Consider the following 22,816-nt stretch of genomic DNA (forward strand, 5'->3'; position numbering starts at 1 on the left):
ACGGCCCGTCAGACAAGGGGCGCCGCCCATGCAGAACCTCCCCGAAGGGCGACTGGCGTACGGGATGCAGCTCCCGGTCCAGTCGCAGAGCACCCTCTACGCCGAGGCGTGGGAGGCCGACGCCGGCCCGGACGATCTCGTGGAGATCGCCCGCGCAGCCGACGCATCCGGCTTCGCGTACCTCGCGAGCTGCGACCACGTCGCCGTCCCCCGCCGCCTCGCCGCCGCGATGAGCACGGTCTGGTACGACCCCGTCGCCACGCTCGCCTTCCTGGCGGGCGTCACCGAACACGTCCGGCTGCTCAGCCACGTCGCCGTCGTCGGACTGCGGCACCCCCTCGCCACCGCCAAGCAGTACGCGACCCTCGACCACCTCAGCGGCGGACGGCTGATCCTCGGGGTCGGCGCCGGTCACGTACAGGAGGAGTTCGAGGCGCTGGGGGTGGACTTCGAGCGGCGCGGGGCGGTGCTGGACGAGTGCATCGACGCGCTTCGGGCCGCGCTGGGACCTGAGGAGTTCCCGTCCCATCACGGGAAGCTGTACGACTTCGAGGGGCTCGGCCAGCGGCCCCGGCCCGCGCAGGAGCGGGTGCCCGTCTGGGTCGGCGGGTCCTCGCCCGCGGCCGTGCGGCGGGCCGCGGTCCGGGGGGACGGGTGGCTGCCGCAGGGGGATCCGCGGGAGCGGTTGCCCGAGCAGATCGCCCGGCTGGGGCGGTTGCGGGAGGAGGCGGGGGTGACCCGGCCGCTGACCGTCGGCGCGATCACCGAGCCGCTGTACGTGGGGCGGCCCTCGTGGGCCGTGGGACGCCGGACGGTCTCCGGCTCCGCGGAGGAGATCGCCGAGTCGCTGCGGGCGTACGGGGCGATGGGGGTGCATCAGATCCAGGTGCGGTTCCGGTCGCGGAGCCGGGCCGAACTGACCGATCAGATCGCGGCGTTCGGGTCGGGGGTCGGTCCGCTGCTCGGGTAGAGGGCGGGGCTCGTACGTGTCTGCGGGCGCGTCGTGGCTGGTCGCGCAGTTCCCCGCGCCCCTGAGGGGGAGGGGGCTGGCCCCGTACCCGGCTGCGGGTGCGTTGTGGCTGGTCGCGCAGTTCCCCGCGCCCCTGAGGGGGAGGGGGCTGGCCTCGTGTGCGACCGCGGGTGCGTCGTGGTTGGCCGCGCAGTTCCCCGCGCCCCTGACGGGGCGCCCATCGGCTAGGGAGTGATCATGGGCAAGTTGGACGGGCGGGTCGTTGTCGTCACCGGGGCGGCTCGGGGGCAGGGGGAGCAGGAGGCGCGGCTCTTCGCCGAGGAGGGGGCCTCGGTCGTCGTCGCCGATGTGCTCGACGAGCAGGGGGAGACCCTCGCCAAGGAGCTGGGGGCCCGCGCCCGGTACGTGCACCTGGACGTGAGCCGCGAGGACGACTGGACCGCCGCGGTGGCACTGGCGAAGGAGGCGTACGGGAAGGTCGACGGGCTCGTCAACAACGCCGGCATCCTGCGCTTCAACGCCCTCGTCGACACCCCCCTCGACGAGTTCATGCAGATCGTGCGGGTCAACCAGGTCGGCGTCTTCCTCGGCATCAAGGCCCTGGCGCCCGAGATCGAGGCGGCCGGCGGTGGGACGATCGTCAACACCGCCTCGTACACCGGGCTCACCGGCATGGCGTACGTGGGCGCGTACAGCGCGAGCAAGCACGCCATCGTCGGACTCACGCGCGTGGCCGCGCTGGAACTGGCGCCGAAGGGGATCCGCGTCAACGCCGTCTGTCCCGGCGCGATCGACACCGCCATGAGCAATCCCGCCCTGCTCGACCCGGCGGCGGACACCGGATCGGCAGGCACCGGATCGGTGGGCACCGGTTCGGCGGAGGCCGCGGAGGCGGCTGCGGCGGCCGTCGCCAAGTTCTACCGCAAGCTCGTGCCGATGGGCCGGATCGGCCGGGCCGAGGAGGTGGCCCGCCTCGCCCTCTTCCTGTCCTGCGACGACTCCTCCTACATCACCGGGCAACCATTCGTGATCGACGGGGGATGGCTGGCGGGCGTGAGCGCGATGTGAGCCACAGCGAGCCGCGGCGAGGCGCATCGGGGCGCGACGGGGCGTATGTGACGGGCCATCAGCTATTGACGCCTCACGGGTGCGGTGCCACAGTCGGCGGCAGGTCAATCTGACGATGCGTCAGGTTCGGCGTTCGCCGGACGGATGACGGACACAGGGGACGGTGAACCTCCTTGGAATTCGGGCTCTTTGTACAGGGATACGTGGGCAAGCGGGCCGAGACCGACCCGCTCGCGGAGCACAAGGCGCTGATGGAGGAGACCGAGTACGTCATCCAGGCCGACGCGTCCGGCTTCAAGTACGCCTGGGCGTCGGAACACCACTTCCTGGAGGAGTACTCGCACCTCTCCGCCAATGACGTCTACCTCGGCTATCTGGCGCACGCCACCGAGCGCATCCACCTGGGATCGGGCATCTTCAACCCGCTCGCCCAGGTCAACCACCCCGTGAAGGTCGCCGAGAAGGTCGCCATGCTCGACCATCTCACCGAGGGTCGCTTCGAGTTCGGCAGCGGACGCGGGGCCGGTTCGCACGAGATCCTCGGCTTCCTCCCCGGCATCACCGACATGAACCACACCAAGGAGATCTGGGAAGAGACCATCGCCGAGTTCCCCAAGATGTGGCTCCAGGACGAGTACGTCGGCTTCCAGGGCAAGCACTGGCAGCTCCCGCCGCGCAAGATCCTGCCGAAGCCGTACGGGAAGTCGCACCCCGCCATGTGGTACGCCGCCGGGTCGCCGCCCTCGTACTCCATGGCCGCCCGCAAGGGGCTCGGGGTGCTCGGGTTCAGCGTGCAGAAGGTCTCCGACATGGAGTGGGTCCTTGAGCAGTACAAGACGGCCGTCGTCGAGGCCGAGCCGGTCGGGGACTTCGTCAACGACAACGTGATGGTGACGACGACGGCGGTCTGCGCGCCCACGCACGACGAGGCGGTACGGATCGCCGTGAGCGGCGGACTGCACTATCTGCCCTCGCTCGTCTTCCGCTACCACGACACGTTCCCGCGGCCCGAGGGTTTTCCGGTCTGGCCGGAGACGCTGCCGGAGTACAACGAGGAGTTCATCGAACTGCTCATCGCGGAGGAGCTGCTGATCTGCGGGGATCCGGACGAGGTGCTCACGCAGTGCAAGCGGTGGGAGCAGGCCGGGGCCGATCAGTTGTCGTTCGGGCTGCCGGTGGGGGTGCCCAAGGAGGAGACGCTGCAGACGATCCGGTTGATCGGGGAGCACGTGATTCCGAAGATCGATACGGATCCTGTGCACCGGACCACGCGGTTCCGCGGGGCTGTCTGAGGATCGTGGGTGGGTGCGGGTCCGGTGGGGGCTGGTCGCGCAGTTCCCCGCGCCCCCAAAAAACAAACGAAGGGGCTGTCGTGCTTGACCATCTGATCAGGGGTGCGCGAGTCGTCGACGGGTCGGGTGGGCCCGCCTTCGTCGCCGACGTGGGGATACGGGACGGGCGGATCGCCGTCGTCGGGGCGGTCACCGAGGAGGCGCGGACGTCCGAGGACGCCTCCGGGCTCGTCCTCGCGCCCGGGTTCGTGGATCCCCACACGCACTACGACGCGCAGCTCTTCTGGGACCCGTACGCGACGCCTTCCCTGAACCACGGTGTGACGACCGTGGCGGGCGGCAACTGCGGCTTCACGCTCGCGCCCCTGAATCCGTCCCGTCCCGAGGACGCCGACTACACGCGCCGGATGATGTCCAAGGTCGAGGGCATGTCGCTGGTCGCCCTTGAGGAGGGCGCGCCGTGGAGCTGGCACTCCTTCGGCGAGTACCTCGACGCCCTGGAGGGCCGGATCGCCGTCAACGCGGGCTTCATGGTGGGGCATTGCGCGCTGCGGCGGTACGTGATGGGTCCGGACGCGGTGGGCGGGCAGCCCACGGACGAGCAGTTGGCGGCGATGGTCGCGCTGCTCGATGAGGCGATGGAGGCCGGGGCCTGGGGGCTGTCCACCACCCAGTCGTCGACCCACTCCGACGGCGACGGGAAACCGGTCGCCTCCCGGCACGCCGGACCCGCCGAACTCCTCGCCCTCTCCCGGGCGGTCGGCGAACGCGAGGGCACCCAGATCGAGGCGATCGTGGCGGGCTGCCTCGACCAGTTCAGCGACGACGAGATCGATCTGTTCGTGGAGATGAGCGCGGCGGCCGGCCGGCCCCTGAACTGGAACGTCCTGACGATCGACGCGGCCGTCCCCGAGCGCGTGCCACGGCAGCTGGCGGCGAGCGAGCGGGCCCGTAAGGCCGGTGGACGGATCGTGGCGCTCACGATGCCGATCCTCACGCCGATGAACATGTCCCTGGGCACCTTCTGCGCCCTCAACCTCATCCCCGGCTGGGGCGAGGTCCTCAATCTCCCGGTGCCCGAGCGGATCGCGAAACTCCGGGACCCTGAGGTCCGCGCCGAGATGCTGCGGCGGGCCGACTCCAAGGAGGCGGGCGTCTTCCGGCGCCTCGCGGACTTCGGCCGGTACGTCATCGGGGACACGTACAGCGCGGAGAACGAGGGACTCACCGGCCGCGTCGTACGGGACATCGCGGCCGAGCGAGGCCGGGAACCCTTCGAGACGCTGGTCGAGATCTGTGCCGCCGACCACCTCCGTACGGTCCTGTGGCCGATGCCGACCGACAACGACCCCGACTCGTGGACCCTGCGCCAGGAGACGTGGCGGCACGAGGACGTCATGCTCGGCGGGTCGGACGCGGGCGCCCATCTGGACCGGATGTGCGGGGCGCCGTACACGACCCGGTTCCTGGGGGATTGCCTGCGGGGCCGGAAACTCGTCACGCTGGAGCAGGCGGTGAAGATGCTCACGGACGATCCGGCACAGCTCTTCGGGCTCCGTGGGCGCGGACGGATCGCGGAGGGTTTCCATGCGGACCTCGTGCTCTTCGACCCGGAACGGATCGACGCCGGCAAGGCCACCCTGGTGCACGACCTGCCGGGAGACAGCCCGCGCCTCGACTCCAAGGCGATCGGCGTCACGGCCGTGTGGGTCAACGGCGTCGAGTCGATACGCGACGACGTGGTGACCGGGGCCGTGCCGGGCAAGGTGCTCAGGTCGGGCCGGGACACGCACACGGTGAGCACCAAGTGATGACCCGTCAAGCGGGGTCTGGGCAAAGGTTGTTCATCGGCGGCTCGTGGGTGGAGCCGGACGGCGGCCACTACGAGGTGATCGACCCGGCGACCGAGGACGTCGTCGGGCTCGCGCCGGAGGCCTCGCGGGATCAGGTGCACGCGGCGGCAGGCGCGGCCCGCGAGGCCTTCCGGACGTGGTCGCGCACGACACCGGAGGAACGGGCGGCCGTCCTGCACCGGGCGGCCGAGGAGATCCGGCGCAACCTCCTCCCGTACGCCGAACTGGCGCAGGCGGAGACCGGGGCCACCACCGGCACCGCGCGCGGGATGCAGGTGGGGGTCGGGGCGGCCCGTTTCCAGCGGTACGCGCGCGTGGAGCCCGTCGAGGAGCCGCTGCCGCCGCAGATCAACGAGGCGGGCCCGTTCGGCGGGGCCGCCGTGCTGGGCGCGCTCGCCGTACGCCGTCCGGTGGGCGTGGTCACCTGCATCACGTCGTACAACAACCCCTGGGCCAACCCGGCGGGCAAGATCGCCCCGGCGCTCGCGATGGGCAACACGGTCGTCGTGAAGCCGGCCCCGCAGGACCCGCTCTCCGTCTACCGGATGGCCGAGGCGCTGGAGGCGGCGGGCGTACCGCCGGGGGTCGTGAACGTCGTCTCCGGTGCGCGCGCGGAGGTCGGGGAGGCGGCCGTCGACTCGGCCGACGTCGACATGGTCAGCTTCACCGGCTCGACGGCGGTCGGCCGGCGCATCGCCGAGGTGTGCGGGCGCGGGATGAAACGGCAGCTGATGGAGCTGGGCGGCAAGGGCGCGGCGATCGTCTTCGAGGACGCGGACCTGGAGTCGGCGGTCCGGGGCATCGGCACGACGTTCTCGTTCTACAGCGGCCAGATCTGCACGGCCCCGACAAGGGTGCTCGCGCAGCGGCCGGTGTACGACCGTCTGGTCAACCAACTTGCGGCCTTCATCGGCCACTTGAAGGTGGGGGACCCGCGGGCCCCCGGCACGGTCGTCGGCCCGCTGATCTCGTCCGCGCACCGGGACCGCGTCGAGTCATACATCGAACTGGGTCGCAAGGAGGGCGCGCGGGTGGTCGCGGGCGGCGAACGCCCGCCGTTCGAGCGGGGCTTCTACGTGGCCCCGACCCTCCTGACGGACTGCACGCCCGACATGCGGGTGGTCCGCGAGGAGATCTTCGGCCCGGTGGTCGTGGTCGTCCCCTTCGACGACGAGGAGGAGGCCGTCGCCCTGGCCGACGACACCGACTACGGCCTGATCGACTACGTCTGGTCCGGCGACGTCTCCCGAGCCTTCCGCGTGGCGTCCCGCCTCCGCACCGGCGGCGTGGGCATCAACACGGTGGGCCGCAACATGGAGGCCCCGTTCGGCGGCTTCAAGCAGAGCGGAGTGGGCAGAGACGTCGGCTCGTACGCCCTGCACGCATACGCGGAACTCCAGTCACTGGTGTGGCCGGGCTGAACGCCGACGCCGCGTCCTGCCGGGGCTGCTCGGCTGGGCAGCGGTGAGCCTCACCGATGCCCTGACGGCGGAGTGGCCGGCTCTGGGCTCTCCGCCTCCCCGCTGCCCGTGCCTCCCGTGCCTCACCGCGCGGCAACCCGCGCCCAGCGCTCCAGGGTGGCGTCCTCGCTCTCGGCGGGCTCCGCAGCGGTGGTCGCCAGGCCCGCCTGGGCCCGTACCCGCGCCGACTTCTCCAGATCCTCGGCGAGCATCTGGCGGCGCAGTACCCGGGTGGTGAACGCGGAGGCGTCCCCCTTGGCCGTCAGGTAGGCGGCCACGTCGGCAGGCAGGTTCAGCGTCATTTCGACCGTCATGCGGTCAGCGTATGGCGCGCGAACGCGGCGCGATCGAGGGGTGAGGGGCCCGTACCCACGCGGGCGGCGGTCAGCGGCGCCGTAGTGACGGGTCCAGCAAGGACGGCGGGGGTGTCGGTCTTGACCAGCCAGCGCCGCGAGCCGCCCCGGTGATTGCGTTCGTCGCCCATCGGCAGTAAGCGGAGCGTCGTTCCGTTAGAAATGCGGAACGCTGTTCCGTTTAGTGAAGGCCGGTCGTCGCGTCCAGTGCTGGTAGCGGCGCTACGGTTGCGGGGTAGCGTCGATATTATATCGGTGTTAGCGTTGCTCCTGTCGGGATGCGAGCAGCGCTACCCGCCGAGACAAGGAGCACCGTCATGACCGAGCAGACCGGCACCGGTACAGCTACAGGCACCGGTGCAGCCACTGGCACCACCACCCGCGTCGCGATCGTCACCGGCGGATCGCGGGGTATCGGCCGGGAGACCGCGGAGCGCCTGGCCGCCGACGGATTCGCCGTCGTCGTCAACTACGCGGGGAACCAGGCCGAGGCGGACAAGGCCGTGGGCGCGATCACAGAGGCGGGCGGCAAGGCGTTCGCCTTCCGGGCCGACGTGGCCGACGAGACCGAGGTCGCGGCCCTCTTCGACGCCGCCGAGTCGACGTACGGCGGGATCGACGTCGTCGTGCACGCGGCCGGTGTCATGACCCTGGCCCCGGTCGTCGACACCGACCTCGACGCCCTGGACCGTATGCACCGCACCAACATCCGCGGCACCTTCGTCGTCGACCAGCAGGCCGCGCGCCGGCTGCGCAAGGGCGGCGCGATCCTCAACTTCTCCACCAGCGTGCTGGCGCTCGCCCTCCCCGGCTACGCGGGGTACGCGGCCACCAAGGGCGCCGTCGAGGCCATGACCCTGATCCTGGCCCGCGAGCTGCGCGGCCGGGACGTCACCGTCAACGCCGTGGCCCCCGGCCCGACCGCCACCGCCCTGTTCCTGGACGGCAAGGACGACGAGACGATCGCGCGGATGGCCGCGCAGCCGCCGCTGGAGCGCCTGGGCACGCCCGGTGACATCGCCGGGGTCGTGTCCTTCCTGGCGGGCCCGGCGGGCCGCTGGGTCAACGGCCAGGTGGTCCGCGCCAACGGCGGCATCGCGTAACCCCACCCTCTTTCCTCCCCTCTCCCTCAGGAGTTCCGTCATGGGCAAGACGGTCGTCATCACCGGGGCGGGTTCCGGTTTCGGCGCGCTCGCCGCGCGGGCACTGGCCGACGCCGGGCACACGGTGTACGCGGCGATGCGCGACACGGCCGGGCGCAACGCCCACCGGGTCGCCGAGGCCGAGTCCTGCGCCGCCGAGCACGAAGTCGACCTGCGTACCGTCGAGTTGGACGTCCTGTCGCAGGAGTCCGCGGACGCCGCCGTCGCCACGGTCCTGGCCGGGGCCGGTGCGCTGGACGTGGTCGTCCACAACGCGGGCCACATGGTGACAGGACCCGCCGAGGCCTTCACCCCGGCCGAACTGGCCGCGGTGTACGACACCAACGTGCTCGGCACCCAGCGCGTGAACCGGGCCGCGCTCCCGCACCTGCGCGCCCAGGAGCACGGCCTGGTGCTCTGGGTCGGCTCGTCCTCGACCAGGGGCGGCACTCCGCCCTACCTCGCCCCGTACTTCGCCGCGAAGGCCGCGATGGACGCGCTCGCGGTGTCGTACGCCGGTGAGCTGGCCCGGTTCGGCATCGAGACGACGATCGTGGTGCCGGGCGCGTTCACGTCGGGTACGGAGCACTTCGCGACCGGCGGCCACCCGTCCGAGCAGTCCGTGCTCCCGGCGTACGAGGAGCGGTACGCGGGCCTGATGGAACAGGTCGCCGAGCGCCTCGCCGCCCTCGAACCGGCCGGCACCTCCGCGTCCCTGGTGGCCGACGCGATCGTGGACGTGGTCGACGCGCCGCCCGGCAAGCGGCCCTTCCGCGTCCACGTGGACCCCTCGAACGACGGGTCGGAGGAGGTCAGCGAGGTCGCGGACCGTATCCGCGCGCAGTTCCTGGCCCGCATAGGCCTCGCAGACCTGCTCACCCCGCGACCTTCCCGACCCTCCCGACCCTCTCGCCCCTCCCGGACATCTCCGGCGGCCTCCCCGCGGCCCGCCGTATGACCTCGGATAGCGTCACGGCCGTGAGTACGAAAGCGCGCATTCTCGAAGTGGCGGCGGCCCTGGTCGCCCAGTCCCCCGACGGGGACGTGTCGACCAGGGCCGTGTGCGAGGGGGCCGGCGTCGGCGCCCCCGCGCTCTACCGCCACTTCGGGGACAAGGAGGGCCTTCTGTCGGCGGTCGTCGACCACGGCTGGGACAAGTACCTCGCGACCAAGCGGGACCGGCCGCCCGGTACGGATCCGATCGAGGATCTGCGGGACGGCTGGACCACGCACGTCGAGTTCGCGCGTTCGAACCCGAACCTGTTCCGGCTCATGCACTCACCCGCGATGCGTACGCCCCCGGCGGCGGCGCTGGAGGCCCACAGCATCCTCACGGCCGATCTGCAACGGGCGGCAGCGCAGGGCAAGTTGTGCCTGGCGCCCGAGCTGGCGGCTCAGATGATCATGTCGGCGAACGTCGGCGTGGCGCTGATGCTGGTCTCGCGCCCGGCGACGTTCACGGACGAGTCGGTGTCGCGCCGGGTCCGGGACGCGGTCCACGCGACGGTGTTCACGCCGGACGTGACGGGGGCGGCTCCGCAGGAGGCTGTCGAACCGTCCGAGCCCCACGTCCCCTCCACGGCCGCCCACCTGAACGCCCTCCTCCAGCAGACCCCGCCCCCGGCCCTCACCCGGGCCGAGGGCGCGCTGCTCACGGAATGGCTGGACCGCCTGTCGAACGGGTCGGCGTGACCCGGCGGCCGTTCAGTCGCTGAGATCGACCCGCACGGTCAGCAGGTTCGTCCCGAAGAGACGGACGGCGGCGCTGTTCATGCGGGGCAGCGACCTCAGCCGGGCACGGCTGTCGTCGCTCGGCATCAGGTGGGCGGTGCCGTGGTGCCACCGCCCGCCGACGCGGACGCGTACGCGGGGGTCGGCCTGGATGTTCCGCACGTACTGCGACTTGTCGCCGTACTCGGAGACGAACCAGAACGCCCGCCCGACGCGGCGCCCCCCGACGGGTGTCCGCCGGGGCAGACCGGAGGTGCGGCCGGTGGTCTCCACGAGCGTGTGGAACGGCAGCCGGCGGGTCAGCGGGTTCGCCAGATACCGCTGAACCCGGGTGACGACCCGAAACCGCAGATCCCGCTCACGCGCCATGCGGCTGCCGCCCCTTCACGGCACTGAGCAGCGCGGAGAAGGCCCCGGGGGAGGCCCCGAGTATCGCTCCGCGGGGGTCACCGCTCTCGGTGAGGTGGATCGTTTTTGCGGGGGCGGAGGCGGCCACGTGGAGGCAGGCGTCGCCTTCTTGGCAGAGGGAGGACTTCTGCCACGTTTCGGCTACGTGCAGGCAGGACTCGCCCTGGCCGCAGTAGGACGACTTCTGCCAGGAGTGGTCAAGCATCTCGGTCCCTTCACAGATCCTGGGCGATGGTGTGGATGAAGTCGCGGGACTTCTCGGGAGGGAGAGCCACGGACTCCATACGGTCGAGGAGAACGCGATACGTGTGCAGTTGAGCTTCGGCGTCCACAAGTGCGGGGCCGTGGGACTGGTCCAGTGAGACGGTATCCAGCGGGGGCACGGGGCCGTACATGTACAGGATGGTCTGACCGGAGCCGGGATAGGCGCCGATCGCGAACGGGATCACCTGGACCGTGATGTGCTCGCGTTCGCTCTGTTCGACCAGGTGTCCGAGCTGGCGTCGGGCGATTGCGGCGCCGCCGACCGGCACGCGAAGCGCGGCTTCGTGGATGATCGCCCGGTACGGGGTCGGGTCTGGTCCGTCCAGCAGTGCTTGGCGCTGGAGACGGTGACTCACACGATGCTCGATGTCGGTGCGGGAGAACTCAGGCACTACCTGCCGAAAGATTTCGCGGGCGTGGTCCGTGATCTGGAGCAGCCCCGGCACGTGCGCGGTGTTGGCTGACCGCAGTCGCGTGGAGTGATGCTCCAACTCGGCGATATCCAGGAGTGTGGTGGGCAGCACCTCTCGGAAGGTCTCCCACCAGCCACCCTTCCGTTCGCCGGCCAACTCGATCAGTCCCGAGACGTAGTGGGTGTCGGAACAGCGGTAGATGCGTGCGAGGGCGCGCAGTCGCTCCGGGCTGACGCCGAACCGGCTGGCCTCGATATTGCTGAGTTGCGCCTGGCTGACGCCTAGTTGGCGGGCGCCTTCGGTGACGGTGAGCCCCGCTCGTTCGCGCAGCCGCCGGAGTTCGGTGCCGAGGCGGATTCGGCGGGCGGTGGTGGCGGTCCTGGGCGCCATGGCTCAACTTTCCTCGATCAACCGCACGTTGGAGTCACCCACACGAGGGAAAACCTCATGCGATTGCCGAAATGGGAAATGTATTAAGTGGTGAACCGCTAGCTTACTGAGTGCAGGCGCCACCACCCAGAAGCACCCCGCTCGACGGAGCGACCCGGTCACTGGGCCCCGTACCCAACCCCCACTCGTGATCGGAGACTCCCATGGCCACCGTATCGCCGCCCTGGGCGTACACCCTCCAACTCCCGCACGATCCACGCGCACCGGGTATCGCCCGCGCAACTCTTCGAACCGTGCTCGCCGCGCACGACCTCGCCGGTCTCACCCCCACCGCGGAACTGCTCGCCTCCGAACTGCTCACCAACGCCCACCTGCACACCCGGGGCCCGTACGCCCTCCGGGTCCGCTCGGCGGAGCCGAACCGGCTGCGGATCGCGGTGTGGGACTCCGACTGCGAGATCCCCCCGGCCTTCACTCCAGGGGGCGCCCGCGCCGGCGTAAGACCCGAAACCGCCGAGACCGGCCGCGGCCTCCACCTCGTACAGGCGTGCGCGGACAGCTGGGGCGCACACGTCCTGGGGTCTGCCCGGGGCGGCAAACTCCTGTGGGCGGAATGCGGTCACGAGTCGGCGCAGCGGTGAGCGCGCCAGTGAGGGCCCGCGCGCAGAGCGCGAGCTGTCCGCCTCGTGAAGGCGGCACCATACTGGGAGGTGGAGCCACGCCTGTCCGTCAGGAGCAGATCATGAGCGCACAGCCTGAGTACGGCTGGGGAACGATGCCCCAGCCCGAGATCCGGACCGTGGACGACCTGCGCAGAGCGCTCAGCCGTTACGGGTTTCCCGGCGATAGGGAGCGGTTCGAGGAGGAGCTGGCGGCAGCCATAGGGGCTTCGCCGACCGACGACTTCGCGGGCGCCGCGGCCGTGGTGCGGGCCTACCGTCATCGCGTACGGATCAGGAACTCGCCGGAGGTCATGGCGGCCCTCGAAGACGCACGTGCCGGGGACGGCGGCCCATGAGCGAAGTCCCGCTGGAGGAGGCCGAGCCCGCCAGGAAGGCGTTCGTCGATCTCACGGAGGGCGAGCAGGAAGTGGCCCTGGACGCGCTCACGCTCATCAAGGGCGAGCCGGCGGTCGGCCGCGAGATCCCCGGTTGGCGCCCTCCATCCGTGGAGTACACCTACACGACACCGCTCGCCCGGGACTCCGCCGAGGCGATCACCGTCGTGTACACGCACACACCCGGCCTCGGAGTGACCGTCGTGTACTACTTCCGGGATCCGCAAGTGGTGGACTGAGTGGGCGGTCGCCTACCGGTGGTCCGGCCCGTCCGGAGGGGAACGTAATCCGTTCACTCGGACGGGTGAAGCTGGGTTTGCCAAAAGCGCGGGGACTTTACACGATTCGCCCGCACTGCGACGGGTCGCTGAGAAACTCGTTTGCCGATTCGAAGGTCGCTCTAGCGTTTCGGGTAACCGACCTACACGAAAGCTGGGGCCATGGCCGAGTACTTCACTGTCAAGATCCGCCGGATGGGCGTGAGTCTGGGGACGGTCAACGCGTCGGGTGCGATCGCGCTCATCGCGGCGGGTGTCGTCCACGACGGATCGAGCATCGCCGGGGTGGTCGTCGTCTCGGTGGCGGCGCTCGGGCGGGACGCGGTGATCGCGTGGGCTCCTCGCCTGCGTGACTCGGGCAACGGCAACCCGCCCGGCATCCCTGGGATGCCCGCGCTCTAGGCCCTGTCGTGGTGGCCCCGCGCGGATTCGGTTTCCCGTACCGGTACGGGAAACCGCCCTTCGCAGACGCCAGTTGGCCGGATGGGGCCGTGCGTCTCCAGCCGTGAAGCTCGTCCGCATGACGAAGTCCATGCGAAAGTCCAAGCGGAACACCGCCCTCCTCACCGCCTCCGGCGTGGTCCTCGGGCTCACCCTGCCCGTTGCCGCGACCGCCGCCCCGGCCGCAGCCGGAGGCCACAGCACCAGCCCCCTCACCTGGGGCAAGTGCGAGGGCACCGGCCTCGACCCCCGGCAGCGGTGCGCCACCGTCCACGTGCCCCTCGACTACTCCGACCCCGCAGGCCCCCGGATCGGGATCGCCGTGTCGCGGATTCCCGCCGAGAAGGCGGAGGTCCGGCGTGGCGCCCTGTTGATGATCGCCGGTGGGCCCGGCGGGGGCAGTCTCGACGAGGTTTCCGGGAAGGGGCAGCGGTTGCCGCAGGCCGTGCGGGACGCCTACGACCTGGTCGGGTTCGATCCGCGAGGGGTCGGGCGGTCCTCGCCCGTCAGTTGCGGGCTCGACCGGGACGACCTCGCCCTCACCACGTTCTGGCCCTGGCCCGCCGCCGACGGGTCCGTCACCGCGAACATGGCGACCGCCCGCCGCACGGCCGCCGCCTGCGACCGCAACGGCGGCGACCTCGTCCGCCACATCAGCACCGCGAACAACGCCCGCGACATCGACCGTGTCCGCGCGGCCCTCGGCGAGCGGAAACTGTCCGCGTGGGGCGTCTCGTACGGGGCCTACGCCGGCGCCGTCTACAACGAACTGTTCCCGCACCGCACCGACCGGCTAGTGCTGGACAGCAACCCGGACGCCACCGGAGCGCGCAGCGGCGGCCAGTTCGCCCGGGGTGCCTGGGCCGCGTTCGAGACCGGTGTCGAGGACGCCTTTCCGGAGTTCGCCAAGTGGGCCTCCCAGCGCGAGAATCCCTACCGGCTCGCCCATACAGCCGCCGACGTACGGGCCCTCTTCCTGCGGCTCGCCGAACGGCTCGATCGCGAGCCCGTTCCGTGGCCCGGCGCCAACCCGGCCGAGTTGAACGGCAACGTCCTGCGGCAGGCGATGGTCTACGCGTTGTACGAGCCCGACGATTTCGCCGGGCTGGCCCAGTTGATCCAGGCCGCCCGGAAGGGGGAGGCCCCGCCCGCGCCCGAGCCCGCCCCGGAATCCCTTCTGCAGAACGGTATCGCCGTCGCCACCGCCACCTTCTGCAACGACGGGGACTGGCCGACCGCGACCGCCGTGTACGAGGCCGAGGTCGCGCGCAGCCGCACCGCGTACCCCCTCACCGCCGGGATGCCCCGCAACGCCACCGCCTGCGCCGCCTGGCCGACGTACCCGAAAGACGCCCCCGTTCGGATCACCGACCGCGGGCCGTCCACCGTGCTGCTCGTGCAGAACGAGCGCGACCCCGCCACCCCCCTCGCCGGCGCCCGCGCCGTCCGGGCCGCGCTGGGGCAGCGGGCCGTCATGGTGACCGTGGACGCGACCGGCCACGACGCCTATCTCGGCAACGGCAACGCCTGCGGAGACCGTGCCGTCACCCGCTTCCTGGTCACCGGCCAGCGGCCCGCGGGCGACAAGTACTGCCGACAGAAGCAGGGTTGAGGCCGGGTTGAGGCCGGGTTCACGCGCGCCACTGCCGTCCCATCTCCTATCCTCGCTGCGAAGGCGTCGGCGGCGATGCGGCGGCGGCGATTCGGCGGGTGTCGGGGATAGAGGAAGTACGCATGGACGGGTTGAGCCCGGACGATCCGGGCTGGATAGGCAATTACCGACTGCTCGGCAGACTCGGCGAGGGCGGCATGGGGCGGGTGTACCTGGCCCGCTCCGACCGCGGCCGTACGGTCGCGGTCAAGGTCGTCCAGGAGCAACTGGCCCGCAAACCGGACTTCAGGCGGCGGTTCGCGCAGGAGGTCAAGGCCGCCCAGCGGGTCGGTGGCGAGTGGACGGCCCCCGTCCTGGACGCCGACACGGAGGCGCCGACCCCATGGGTCGCCACCGGTTACGTCGCCGGGCCCTCCCTCGCCGAAGTGGTGGACAAGCAGTACGGCCCGCTGCCCGCGAACTCCGTACGGGCCCTGGGCATCGGACTCGTCCGCGCGCTCCAGGCCATCCACGGCGCCGGGCTCGTGCACCGCGACCTCAAGCCGTCCAACGTTCTGGTCACGATCGACGGCCCCCGCGTCATCGACTTCGGTATCGCCCGCGCCCTCGACCCCGCCATGCAGTCCACCGACGGGCTGACGATGACGGGCGCCGTCGTCGGCTCGCCCGGCTTCATGTCGCCCGAGCAGGTGCGCGGCGAGCGCGTGTCGTTCGCGAGTGACGTCTTCTGTCTCGGCGCCGTCCTCGCGTACACCGCGACGGGCAAGCTGCCGTTCGGTACCGGCGAGGGCGGGATCCACTCGCTGCTCTACCGGATCGCGAGCGAGGAACCGGACCTGACCGGGATTCCCGCGCCCTGGGATCAGCTGATCGCCTGGTGTCTGGTGAAGGATCCGTCCCAACGGCCCTCGCTGGAGACGCTGTCGGCGCGTATCGAGAGCATGGAGGACACCGGCGGCGCCTGGCTGCCGGGCGAGGTGCTGGCCGAGCTGGGCCGCCACGCCGTGCAGCTCCTCAACAGCGAGGACCCGCAGAGCCCCCAGCGCCTGCAGAGCCACGCGCTCGCCGCACAGGCGCCGCCGGCCGGAGCCGCGCAGCCCCCGGCACCCGCCCCGTTCCAGGGTTTCGGACCGCCCGTCTCGTACGACCCGGCCCACAGCCCGCCCCCGCCTCCCTGGCAGCAGAGTCCAGCGCCGGGCGGCTTCCACGCCGGCAGCCCCAGCCCTCCGCCGGGCAGTCTTCACGCGGGCAGCCCCCCGCCCGGCAGCCTGCAGCCCTCGCCGCACTACTTCTCGCCGCGCCCGCCGGCCCGCTCGGCCCGCGGACTGGGTATCGGGCTGGCCGTCCTGCTCGGCCTCTATACCCTGCCCCTGCTGCTCAGAGGCGCCGTCCTGGGAGAGGTCTACCTCCGGCTCGACGCGCAGGACGGAACGGCCTCCCCCGGTGTCATCAGGGACTACGGGGCGCTGAACTTCGCGACGGACGCGCTGGACGCCCTCGAATCGGCGTTGGCGCTGGCCTTGTTGATCCTGTGGCCGATCTGGTTCCAGCGCATGCGCAACAACGCCGACACCTTCGCGCCCGTACGCCTGCGCTTCGCGCCCGGCCTGGCGGCCGGCGCCTGGTTCATCCCGTTCGTCAACCTCTTCATGCCCAAGCAGATGACGAACGACATCTGGACGGCGACGGCGGGCCGGGCCCGGGGCGCCGGGCGGTGGCTGATGCACACCTGGTGGTGGTGCTGGATCCTCTACGTCCTGGCCTACTCGAACAGCTTCTTCAGCAGCTGGTACAGCCACGACACCGTCTCCGCGGCCATGTCCGACATCATCGACACGCAGATCACCGCGTCCACCGGCGTCATCAGCGCGGTGGTGGCCGTCTTCTTCGTCAAGCGGCTCACCTCCATGCAGCAGAAGCGCATCGACGAGGCGGCCCGGGGCATCGGGACCGCCTGACCGTCTGACCACCCGCGTCAGAGGGGGCCGGGCAGACCCGAAACCCGGCCCCCACCGACCTGGCCGACCAAATGCCCCACCGACCAGCGTCCGACCAACCAGCGTCCGACCGGTCAGAGCTCTAGCGGCCCAGGAAGATCGGGTTCGTGAACGCCGCCAGCGCTCCCGGCAGCGGACCCGCCGCCGCCTCGTGCCGCACCTCCGCGCGTACGTACGCCGCGTACTGGGCCGTCGTACGCCACTCCACCGTGCCGGAGCCCGCCACCGGCAGGACGGCACCGGTGTGCAGGACGCCCTGGTCCGTGACGAAGCGGACCGTGCAGCGGGGTGCGCCCGAGACCTCCAGCCGGACCGTGACCGGGTCGTCGCCGTCCACCTTCAACCGGCCGCCGATCCCCGCGTGTTCGCCCTTCGGGCCGGTCGCCGAGAACGACAGCGACACCGCCTTCGACTCCGCCACGTACGACCGGCCCGCGCGGATGCCCTCCTGGATCGCCTCGCGGGACAGTTCGTCGGCGAGGACGACGGTCTGCGGGGTGCCGACCGGGTCGGGATCGCGGTGGGCGTCGCTGTTGCCCATCGCCGGAATCCAGTCCCGGCTCCCGCGACCCTCCCGTACGGAGGCCACCAGCATGCTGTCCCAGTCGGCGAGCGACACCTCGTCGTCGGGCCCGTACGCGCCGTTCCACACCTCGACCGCGTCCGCCTCGCCGAAGCCGAACTTCCAGTTGCAGCCGACGCAGGTGGCATGCGGATGGGCGGGGACGACCAGACCGCCCGCCTGCCGGATGCGGCGCGCGTACTTGCCGAAGCGGTTGTCGCGGGCCCGGTAGCGCCAGTCGACGAACGTGCCCGGGTCCGTGCCGAGCGCCACGACGTGACCGTTCCTCGTCGTCACCTCCTCGCCCAGCAGGATCAGCAGCTCGCCGTCCGGGTGGGGGCCCGCCTGGTCGGCCCAGTGGGCGTGCGCGGAGTGCGTGTTGTGGTCGGACGAATTGATGAAGTCGAGGCCCGCCGCCCGCGCGAGCGCCGCGATCTCGGCCGGGGTACGGCGGCCGTCCGAGTACCAGGAGTGCAGATGGCAGTCGCCCCGGTACCAGGCCCGGCCGCGCCCCTTGGCCCGCGACGGCGGGTACACCGGCTTCACCGTCTCGCCGGGCTCCCCGTACGTCAGCGTGACGGTGACCTCGTACGCGAGGCCCTGCGGAGCGACCGTGTAGGGGCCCAGCGCGATGTGCCAGGTGCCCTCGCGGACCGGGCCCGGGAGGTAGCCGGGCGTCGCGTCGTCGGCGCGGATGAAGAACTCCGTGCGCGCGCCGCCCGACCAGCCCCGGAAACCCCGTCCGCCCAGCTCGGTACCGTGCTGGTCGAAGATCCCGATGTCGAGCGCGTTGCCCACGGTGCCCGCCGGGACGGTCGGCCGCTCGTAGGTGTACGCGACCTTGATCTCCCGTACACCGGACGGGACTTCGACCGGCAGGTACACGAAGTCCGGCGAACCGGTGGGCAGGGTGCCGCGGACGGTCCGGGTCTCGGCGGCCTGGGCCGCGTCGGCGGCCTCGCTCGGGAAGCTCACGGTTCCCAACGTAAGCGCGGCGGCGGCCCCCGTCACGAACAGGGCGCGTCTGCCGACGCCGTGGTCACCGCTGTGGTCGTCCTCGCACATGTCTGCTGCTCCCGGTTCTCGTGGGTCATGGGCGGTGCATGGGGTGCATGGCGGTGCAGGAGTGGTACCGGCAATCCTCGTATTCAGCCGTGAACCTCGGGGCAAGGGAAGGGAACCGACAGCTTTCTGTGAATACCCGCCCCTGTGAATGCCGACCGGTCGGTATCGACACTTGTGCTGCGGGCCGGTAGAGATGGGGCATGCGCATCTCCGTGACGATCTTCCTCACCGATGAGACGATCACTCCGACCCGGCTCGCCCGTGAGCTGGAGCAACGCGGCTTCGCCGGGCTCTATCTGCCCGAACACACCCACATCCCCGTGGAACGGACCACCCCGTACCCGGTGGGCGGTGAACTGCCGCCCGAGTACGGCCGCACCCTCGATCCCTTCGTCGCCCTCGGCCAGGCGTCGGCCGTCACCGAGGCCCTCGCGCTCGGCACCGGCATCACGCTCGTCACCCAGCACGACCCGATCGACCTCGCCAAGCAGGTCGCGACCCTCGACCACCTCTCCGGGGGCCGCTTCACCCTGGGGATCGGCTTCGGCTGGAACGTCGAGGAAGCCGCCGACCACGGCGTCGAGTGGCGTACGCGGCGGGAGCTGGGCCGCGACCGGATGGCCCTGATGCGGGCGCTGTGGGCCGCCGAACCGACCGCGTACGAGGGGCGGTTCGGCTCGGTGCGGGCCAGCCACGTGTACCCCAAGCCCGCGCAGAAGCCGCGCGGGCCGGTCGTCGGGCCGCGCACGCTCATCGGGGGAGCGGCCGGACCCAAGCTCTTCGCGCACATCGCCGAGTACGCGGACGGCTGGCTGCCCATCGGCGGCCGGGGCCTCGCCGAGTCGCTGCCCGTGCTGCGGACCGCCTGGGCCGACGCGGGCCGCGACGCCGACAGCCTCCAGGTCGTGCCCTACGCCGTACTGCCCGGCGCCGGGAAGCTCGCGCACTACGCGGACCTCGGCATCGAGGAGGTCGTCCTGCAGCTGCCGCCGGCCGGCGAGGCCGAGGTACTGCGCGTACTGGACGAGTTCACGCCCTACTTGTAGGGAGGCCTTGGACGAAGTCCTTGTAGGACGCCTGGGCAGCTCGCCCCCGTGGGCCGCCGCCGGTGTGTCGTTTGTGACGCGGCACACCGGTAATGCCTGATCACTGCGATCGTATGCTCGAAGGATGACGACTTCCGCGACCTCCGGAACCGGGCCCACCGAGAACGCCATGCGCCGCGCCCTCAAACGCGCCCGCGACGGCGTCGCCCTCGACGTCACCGAGGCCGCCGTGCTGCTCCAGGCGCGCGGCGCCGACCTGGACGACCTCACCGCGTCCGCCGCCCGGGTGCGTGACGCGGGCCTGGCGGCGGCGGGCCGCCCCGGCGTGATCACGTACTCGAAGAGCGTCTTCATCCCGCTCACCCGGCTGTGCCGGGACAAGTGCCACTACTGCACGTTCGTCACCGTCCCGGGCAAGCTGCGCCGGGCCGGGCACGGCATGTTCATGTCCCCGGACGAGGTGCTGGACATCGCCCGCAAGGGCGCCGCCGAGGGCTGCAAGGAAGCCCTGATCACCCTCGGCGACAAGCCCGAGGACCGCTGGCCCGAGGCCCGCGAATGGCTCGACGCGCACGGCTACGACGACACGATCGCGTACGTACGGGCCATCTCCATCCGCATCCTGGAGGAGACGGGCCTGCTGCCCCACCTCAACCCGGGTGTCATGTCGTGGACCGACTTCCAGCGGCTCAAGCCCGTCGCGCCGAGCATGGGCATGATGCTGGAGACCACCGCGACCCGCCTGTGGAGCGAGCCCGGCGGCCCCCACTACGGCTCCCCCGACAAGGAGCCGGCCGTCCGGCTGCGCGTCCTGGAGGACGCCGGCCGCTCCTCCGTCCCCTTCACCAGTGGGCTGCTGATCGGCATCGGCGAGACGTACGAGGAGCGCGCGGACTCCCTCTTCGCACTGCGGCGGGTGTCGCGGGCCTACCACGGCATCCAGGAACTGATCATCCAGAACTTCCGCGCCAAGCCGGACACGGCGATGCGCGGCATGCCGGATGCCGAACTGGACGAGCTGATCGCGACGGTCGCCGTGGCCCGGCACATCATGGGCCCCGCCGCCTGCCTCCAGGCACCGCCGAACCTCGTCGACTCCGAGTACGCGCGGCTCATCGGCGCCGGGATCGACGACTGGGGCGGGGTCTCGCCGCTGACCATCGACCACGTCAACCCCGAGCGCCCCTGGCCGCAGATCGACCTGCTGCGCGAGCAGTCGGCGGAAGCGGGCTTCACGCTCCGCGAACGGCTCTGCGTCTACCCGGAGTTCGTGCAGCGCGGCGAGCCGTGGCTGGACCCGCGGCTGCTGCCGCACGTACGGGCCCTCGCCGACCCGGAGACCGGGCTCGCCCTGCCGGACGCGGTCGTGGAGGGCCACCCGTGGCAGGAGCCCGAGGATTCGTTCACGTCGTCGGGGCGTACGGATCTGCACGCGTCCATCGACACCGAGGGCCGCACCTCCGACCGGCGCGAGGACTACGACCACGTGTACGGCGACTGGGAGTCGCTGCGGGAGGCGGCGGCGCCCGGGATGGTCCCGTCGCGCATCGACACGGACGTGCGGGCGGCCCTCGCCACCGCGGCCGACGACCCGACCCGCCTCACCGACGACGAGGCGCTCGCCCTCCTCCACGCGGACGGGCCCGCTCTCGACGCGCTCTGCCGGATCGCGGACGACGTCCGCAAGGCGGCGGTCGGCGACGACGTCACGTACATCGTCACGCGGAACATCAACTTCACCAACGTCTGCTACACCGGCTGCCGCTTCTGCGCCTTCGCCCAGCGCCGCACCGACGCCGACGCCTACACGCTCTCCCTGGACCAGGTCGCCGACCGGGCCGCGCAGGCCTGGGACGTCGGAGCGGTCGAGGTCTGCATGCAGGGCGGCATCCACCCCGACCTGCCGGGCACCGCCTACTTCGACATCGCGCGGGCGGTGAAGGAACGGGTCCCCGGCATGCACGTCCACGCCTTCTCACCGATGGAGGTCGTCAACGGGGCCACCCGTACGGGTATGTCCATCCGCGAGTGGCTGACGGCCGCCAAGGAGGCGGGCCTCGACTCCATCCCCGGCACCGCCGCCGAGATCCTCGACGACGAGGTCCGCTGGGTCCTCACCAAGGGCAAGCTCCCGACGGCGACCTGGATCGAGGTCGTCACCACGGCCCACGAACTCGGTATCCGCTCGTCCTCCACGATGATGTACGGGCACGTGGACCAGCCCCGCCACTGGCTCGGCCACTTCCGTACGCTCTCCCGGATCCAGCGACAGACCGGCGGCTTCACGGAGTTCGTCACCCTGCCCTTCATCCACACCAACGCGCCCGTGTACCTGGCGGGGATCGCCCGGCCCGGCCCCACGACCCGCGACAACCGCGCGGTGATCGCGATGGCCCGGCTCCTCCTGCACCCCCACATCCCCAACATCCAGACCAGCTGGGTGAAGCTGGGCACGGAGGGCGCGGCGGAGATGCTGCGCTCCGGCGCCAACGACCTCGGCGGCACACTGATGGAGGAGACCATCTCCCGTATGGCCGGGTCGAGTTACGGCTCGTACAAGTCCGTGAAGGACCTGATCGCCGTCGCGGAGGCGGCGGGCCGCCCGGCGAAGCCGCGGACCACGCTGTACGGGGAGGTGCCGGACGAGCGGCAGCAGGCCGCGGCGGTCTCCGACGGGCACCTGCCGGAGCTGCTGCCGGTCCTGGAGTAGACGGGCCGTTCCACGGTGAGGGCAGGCCTCCGGTTCCGGAGGGAGTTCCCCGTCGGAGTAGGATGATCGGACCTCCGACGGGGTGTCTCCGACGGGGTGAGCCACAGCTGAGGAGATGCGTGCCCGTGCCTGCCCGACGGCTTCCCTCGTGGGCCTGGGTCACCGGTCTGACCGCCGCCGCCCTGGTGCTGGTGGCCGTGCTGGCCGTCAAGGCCGGGGACGGGCCCCAGCCGACCGCGTCGGCGAGCGAGAAGACGAGCAGCCCCTCCGCGAGCCCCAAGCCCTCCGCCTCGCCCGACGAGTCCGCGCCGGTCGCCGTACCGGACGGCTCCGGCACGGGACGGCGGATCGTCTACTCCCTCGCGCAGAAGCGGGTGTGGCTGGTCGACGCGAGCGACGCGCCCCGGCGCACCTTCAAGGTGTGGCAGGGGACGGTGAGCCCGGACCCGGGCACGTACACGGTCGGCACCCGGCGCGAGACCGGGACCGGCAGCGACGGCGTGGAGATCGAGAACATCGTCTACTTCGCCCTGGCGTCCGGCACCGACGTCGCCTTCTCCAACGCCCTCGACGGTTCCTCCCCGCCGCCGCCCGCGTCGGGCGCGACGACGGGCGGCGTCCGGATGAAGGCGGCGGACGGGGACGCGGTGTGGAAGTTCGGCACGGCCGGGACGACGGTCGCGGTCGTGAAGTAGTCCCGGGAG

At 71.4% G+C, this 22,816-nt stretch carries 22 protein-coding genes; 17 read left to right on the forward strand and 5 right to left on the reverse strand.

Annotated elements, in window-relative coordinates; all coding sequences use genetic code 11:
* Nucleotides 1-28: 28 nt before the first annotated feature.
* The 5 genes from C6Y14_RS06120 to C6Y14_RS06145 all read left to right on the forward strand — a co-directional run bounded on the left by C6Y14_RS06120 (nt 29) and on the right by C6Y14_RS06145 (nt 6,604).
* Nucleotides 29-970, forward strand: a complete 942-nt coding sequence (locus C6Y14_RS06120) for an LLM class F420-dependent oxidoreductase (protein WP_107015466.1) — start codon at nt 29-31, stop codon at nt 968-970.
* A gap of 237 nt (nt 971-1,207) precedes the next feature.
* Nucleotides 1,208-2,038: an SDR family NAD(P)-dependent oxidoreductase gene (locus tag C6Y14_RS06130; RefSeq protein WP_107015467.1), complete on the forward strand. Its 831-nt coding sequence runs from the start codon at nt 1,208-1,210 to the stop codon at nt 2,036-2,038.
* Between the two features lie 173 nt (nt 2,039-2,211).
* Nucleotides 2,212-3,330 carry an LLM class flavin-dependent oxidoreductase gene (locus tag C6Y14_RS06135; RefSeq protein ID WP_107015468.1) on the forward strand — a complete coding sequence of 373 codons (1,119 nt, stop codon included), beginning with the start codon at nt 2,212-2,214 and terminating at the stop codon, nt 3,328-3,330.
* 80 nt (nt 3,331-3,410) lie between these two features.
* Nucleotides 3,411-5,141 (forward strand): N-acyl-D-amino-acid deacylase family protein, encoded by a 1,731-nt coding sequence (locus C6Y14_RS06140; protein WP_107015469.1) that lies wholly within the window; start codon nt 3,411-3,413, stop codon nt 5,139-5,141.
* Complete coding sequence (locus C6Y14_RS06145) at nt 5,141-6,604, forward strand: aldehyde dehydrogenase family protein (protein ID WP_107015470.1); 1,464 nt, start codon at nt 5,141-5,143, stop codon at nt 6,602-6,604. Before C6Y14_RS06140 ends, C6Y14_RS06145 begins: the two co-directional genes overlap by 1 nt.
* A gap of 122 nt (nt 6,605-6,726) precedes the next feature.
* Here the strand turns inward: C6Y14_RS06145 and C6Y14_RS06150 are convergent, their stop codons facing one another.
* A complete protein-coding gene (locus tag C6Y14_RS06150; protein WP_159074182.1) occupies nt 6,727-6,957 on the reverse strand; it encodes a hypothetical protein in 231 nt (76 codons plus the stop codon).
* Nucleotides 6,958-7,313: 356 nt separating this feature from the next.
* Between C6Y14_RS06150 and C6Y14_RS06155 the strand changes: the two genes are divergently transcribed.
* Genes C6Y14_RS06155 through C6Y14_RS06165 form a run of 3 tightly spaced genes read left to right on the forward strand, consistent with a single transcriptional unit; the run spans nt 7,314 to nt 9,830 of the window.
* Nucleotides 7,314-8,099, forward strand: a complete 786-nt coding sequence (locus tag C6Y14_RS06155; RefSeq protein WP_107015472.1) for an SDR family oxidoreductase — start codon at nt 7,314-7,316, stop codon at nt 8,097-8,099.
* Between the two features lie 40 nt (nt 8,100-8,139).
* Nucleotides 8,140-9,096, forward strand: coding sequence for an SDR family NAD(P)-dependent oxidoreductase (locus C6Y14_RS06160; protein ID WP_107015473.1), 957 nt, complete (start codon nt 8,140-8,142; stop codon nt 9,094-9,096).
* Complete coding sequence (locus C6Y14_RS06165; protein ID WP_199854644.1) at nt 9,093-9,830, forward strand: TetR/AcrR family transcriptional regulator; 738 nt, start codon at nt 9,093-9,095, stop codon at nt 9,828-9,830. The genes C6Y14_RS06160 and C6Y14_RS06165 overlap by 4 nt, the downstream gene beginning before the upstream one ends.
* A gap of 12 nt (nt 9,831-9,842) precedes the next feature.
* Here the strand turns inward: C6Y14_RS06165 and C6Y14_RS06170 are convergent, their stop codons facing one another.
* The 3 genes from C6Y14_RS06170 to C6Y14_RS06180 are packed head-to-tail and all read right to left on the reverse strand — an operon-like array spanning nt 9,843 to nt 11,344.
* The gene (locus tag C6Y14_RS06170; protein WP_107015474.1) at nt 9,843-10,238 is read right to left on the reverse strand and encodes a nitroreductase/quinone reductase family protein; all 396 of its coding nucleotides are present in this window, start codon (nt 10,236-10,238) and stop codon (nt 9,843-9,845) included.
* Complete coding sequence (locus tag C6Y14_RS06175) at nt 10,228-10,482, reverse strand: DUF397 domain-containing protein (protein ID WP_107015475.1); 255 nt, start codon at nt 10,480-10,482, stop codon at nt 10,228-10,230. The genes C6Y14_RS06170 and C6Y14_RS06175 overlap by 11 nt, the downstream gene beginning before the upstream one ends.
* Before the next feature lie 10 nt (nt 10,483-10,492).
* Nucleotides 10,493-11,344: a helix-turn-helix domain-containing protein gene (locus C6Y14_RS06180; RefSeq protein WP_107015476.1), complete on the reverse strand. Its 852-nt coding sequence runs from the start codon at nt 11,342-11,344 to the stop codon at nt 10,493-10,495.
* A gap of 203 nt (nt 11,345-11,547) precedes the next feature.
* Here C6Y14_RS06180 and C6Y14_RS06185 point away from each other — a divergent pair, with 203 nt between their 5' ends.
* The 6 genes from C6Y14_RS06185 (at nt 11,548) to C6Y14_RS06210 (ending at nt 16,690) form a co-directional block, all read left to right on the forward strand.
* Complete coding sequence (locus C6Y14_RS06185) at nt 11,548-11,985, forward strand: ATP-binding protein (RefSeq protein WP_107015477.1); 438 nt, start codon at nt 11,548-11,550, stop codon at nt 11,983-11,985.
* A gap of 101 nt (nt 11,986-12,086) precedes the next feature.
* Nucleotides 12,087-12,362 carry a hypothetical protein gene (locus C6Y14_RS06190; RefSeq protein ID WP_107015478.1) on the forward strand — a complete coding sequence of 92 codons (276 nt, stop codon included), beginning with the start codon at nt 12,087-12,089 and terminating at the stop codon, nt 12,360-12,362.
* On the forward strand, nt 12,359-12,640 hold the full coding sequence (locus tag C6Y14_RS06195) for a hypothetical protein (RefSeq protein WP_107015479.1): 282 nt from the start codon (nt 12,359-12,361) through the stop codon (nt 12,638-12,640). The genes C6Y14_RS06190 and C6Y14_RS06195 overlap by 4 nt, the downstream gene beginning before the upstream one ends.
* Nucleotides 12,641-12,841: 201 nt before the next feature.
* Entirely contained in the window at nt 12,842-13,081 is a 240-nt protein-coding gene (locus C6Y14_RS06200) for a hypothetical protein (RefSeq protein ID WP_107015480.1), read from the forward strand.
* Nucleotides 13,082-13,199: 118 nt separating this feature from the next.
* Complete coding sequence (locus C6Y14_RS06205) at nt 13,200-14,732, forward strand: alpha/beta hydrolase (protein WP_107015825.1); 1,533 nt, start codon at nt 13,200-13,202, stop codon at nt 14,730-14,732.
* Nucleotides 14,733-14,854: 122 nt separating this feature from the next.
* Nucleotides 14,855-16,690, forward strand: coding sequence for a protein kinase domain-containing protein (locus tag C6Y14_RS06210; RefSeq protein ID WP_107015481.1), 1,836 nt, complete (start codon nt 14,855-14,857; stop codon nt 16,688-16,690).
* A 121-nt stretch (nt 16,691-16,811) separates the two neighbouring features.
* On the opposite strand, the gene C6Y14_RS06215 is transcribed toward C6Y14_RS06210, so the two are convergent.
* Nucleotides 16,812-18,356: a CehA/McbA family metallohydrolase gene (locus C6Y14_RS06215; RefSeq protein ID WP_107015482.1), complete on the reverse strand. Its 1,545-nt coding sequence runs from the start codon at nt 18,354-18,356 to the stop codon at nt 16,812-16,814.
* 200 nt (nt 18,357-18,556) lie between these two features.
* On the opposite strand from C6Y14_RS06215, the gene C6Y14_RS06220 reads away from it, so the two are divergent.
* From C6Y14_RS06220 to C6Y14_RS06230, 3 genes are all read left to right on the forward strand, one after another.
* Nucleotides 18,557-19,402: a TIGR03619 family F420-dependent LLM class oxidoreductase gene (locus C6Y14_RS06220; protein ID WP_107015483.1), complete on the forward strand. Its 846-nt coding sequence runs from the start codon at nt 18,557-18,559 to the stop codon at nt 19,400-19,402.
* A 124-nt stretch (nt 19,403-19,526) separates the two neighbouring features.
* On the forward strand, nt 19,527-22,112 hold the full coding sequence (locus C6Y14_RS06225) for a bifunctional FO biosynthesis protein CofGH (protein WP_107015484.1): 2,586 nt from the start codon (nt 19,527-19,529) through the stop codon (nt 22,110-22,112).
* Nucleotides 22,113-22,231: 119 nt separating this feature from the next.
* The gene (locus tag C6Y14_RS06230) at nt 22,232-22,807 is read left to right on the forward strand and encodes a hypothetical protein (protein ID WP_107015485.1); all 576 of its coding nucleotides are present in this window, start codon (nt 22,232-22,234) and stop codon (nt 22,805-22,807) included.
* Nucleotides 22,808-22,816 lie beyond the last annotated feature (9 nt).

It is taken from the genome of Streptomyces dioscori (assembly GCF_003024195.1).
GTDB classification, from domain to species: domain Bacteria; phylum Actinomycetota; class Actinomycetes; order Streptomycetales; family Streptomycetaceae; genus Streptomyces; species Streptomyces dioscori.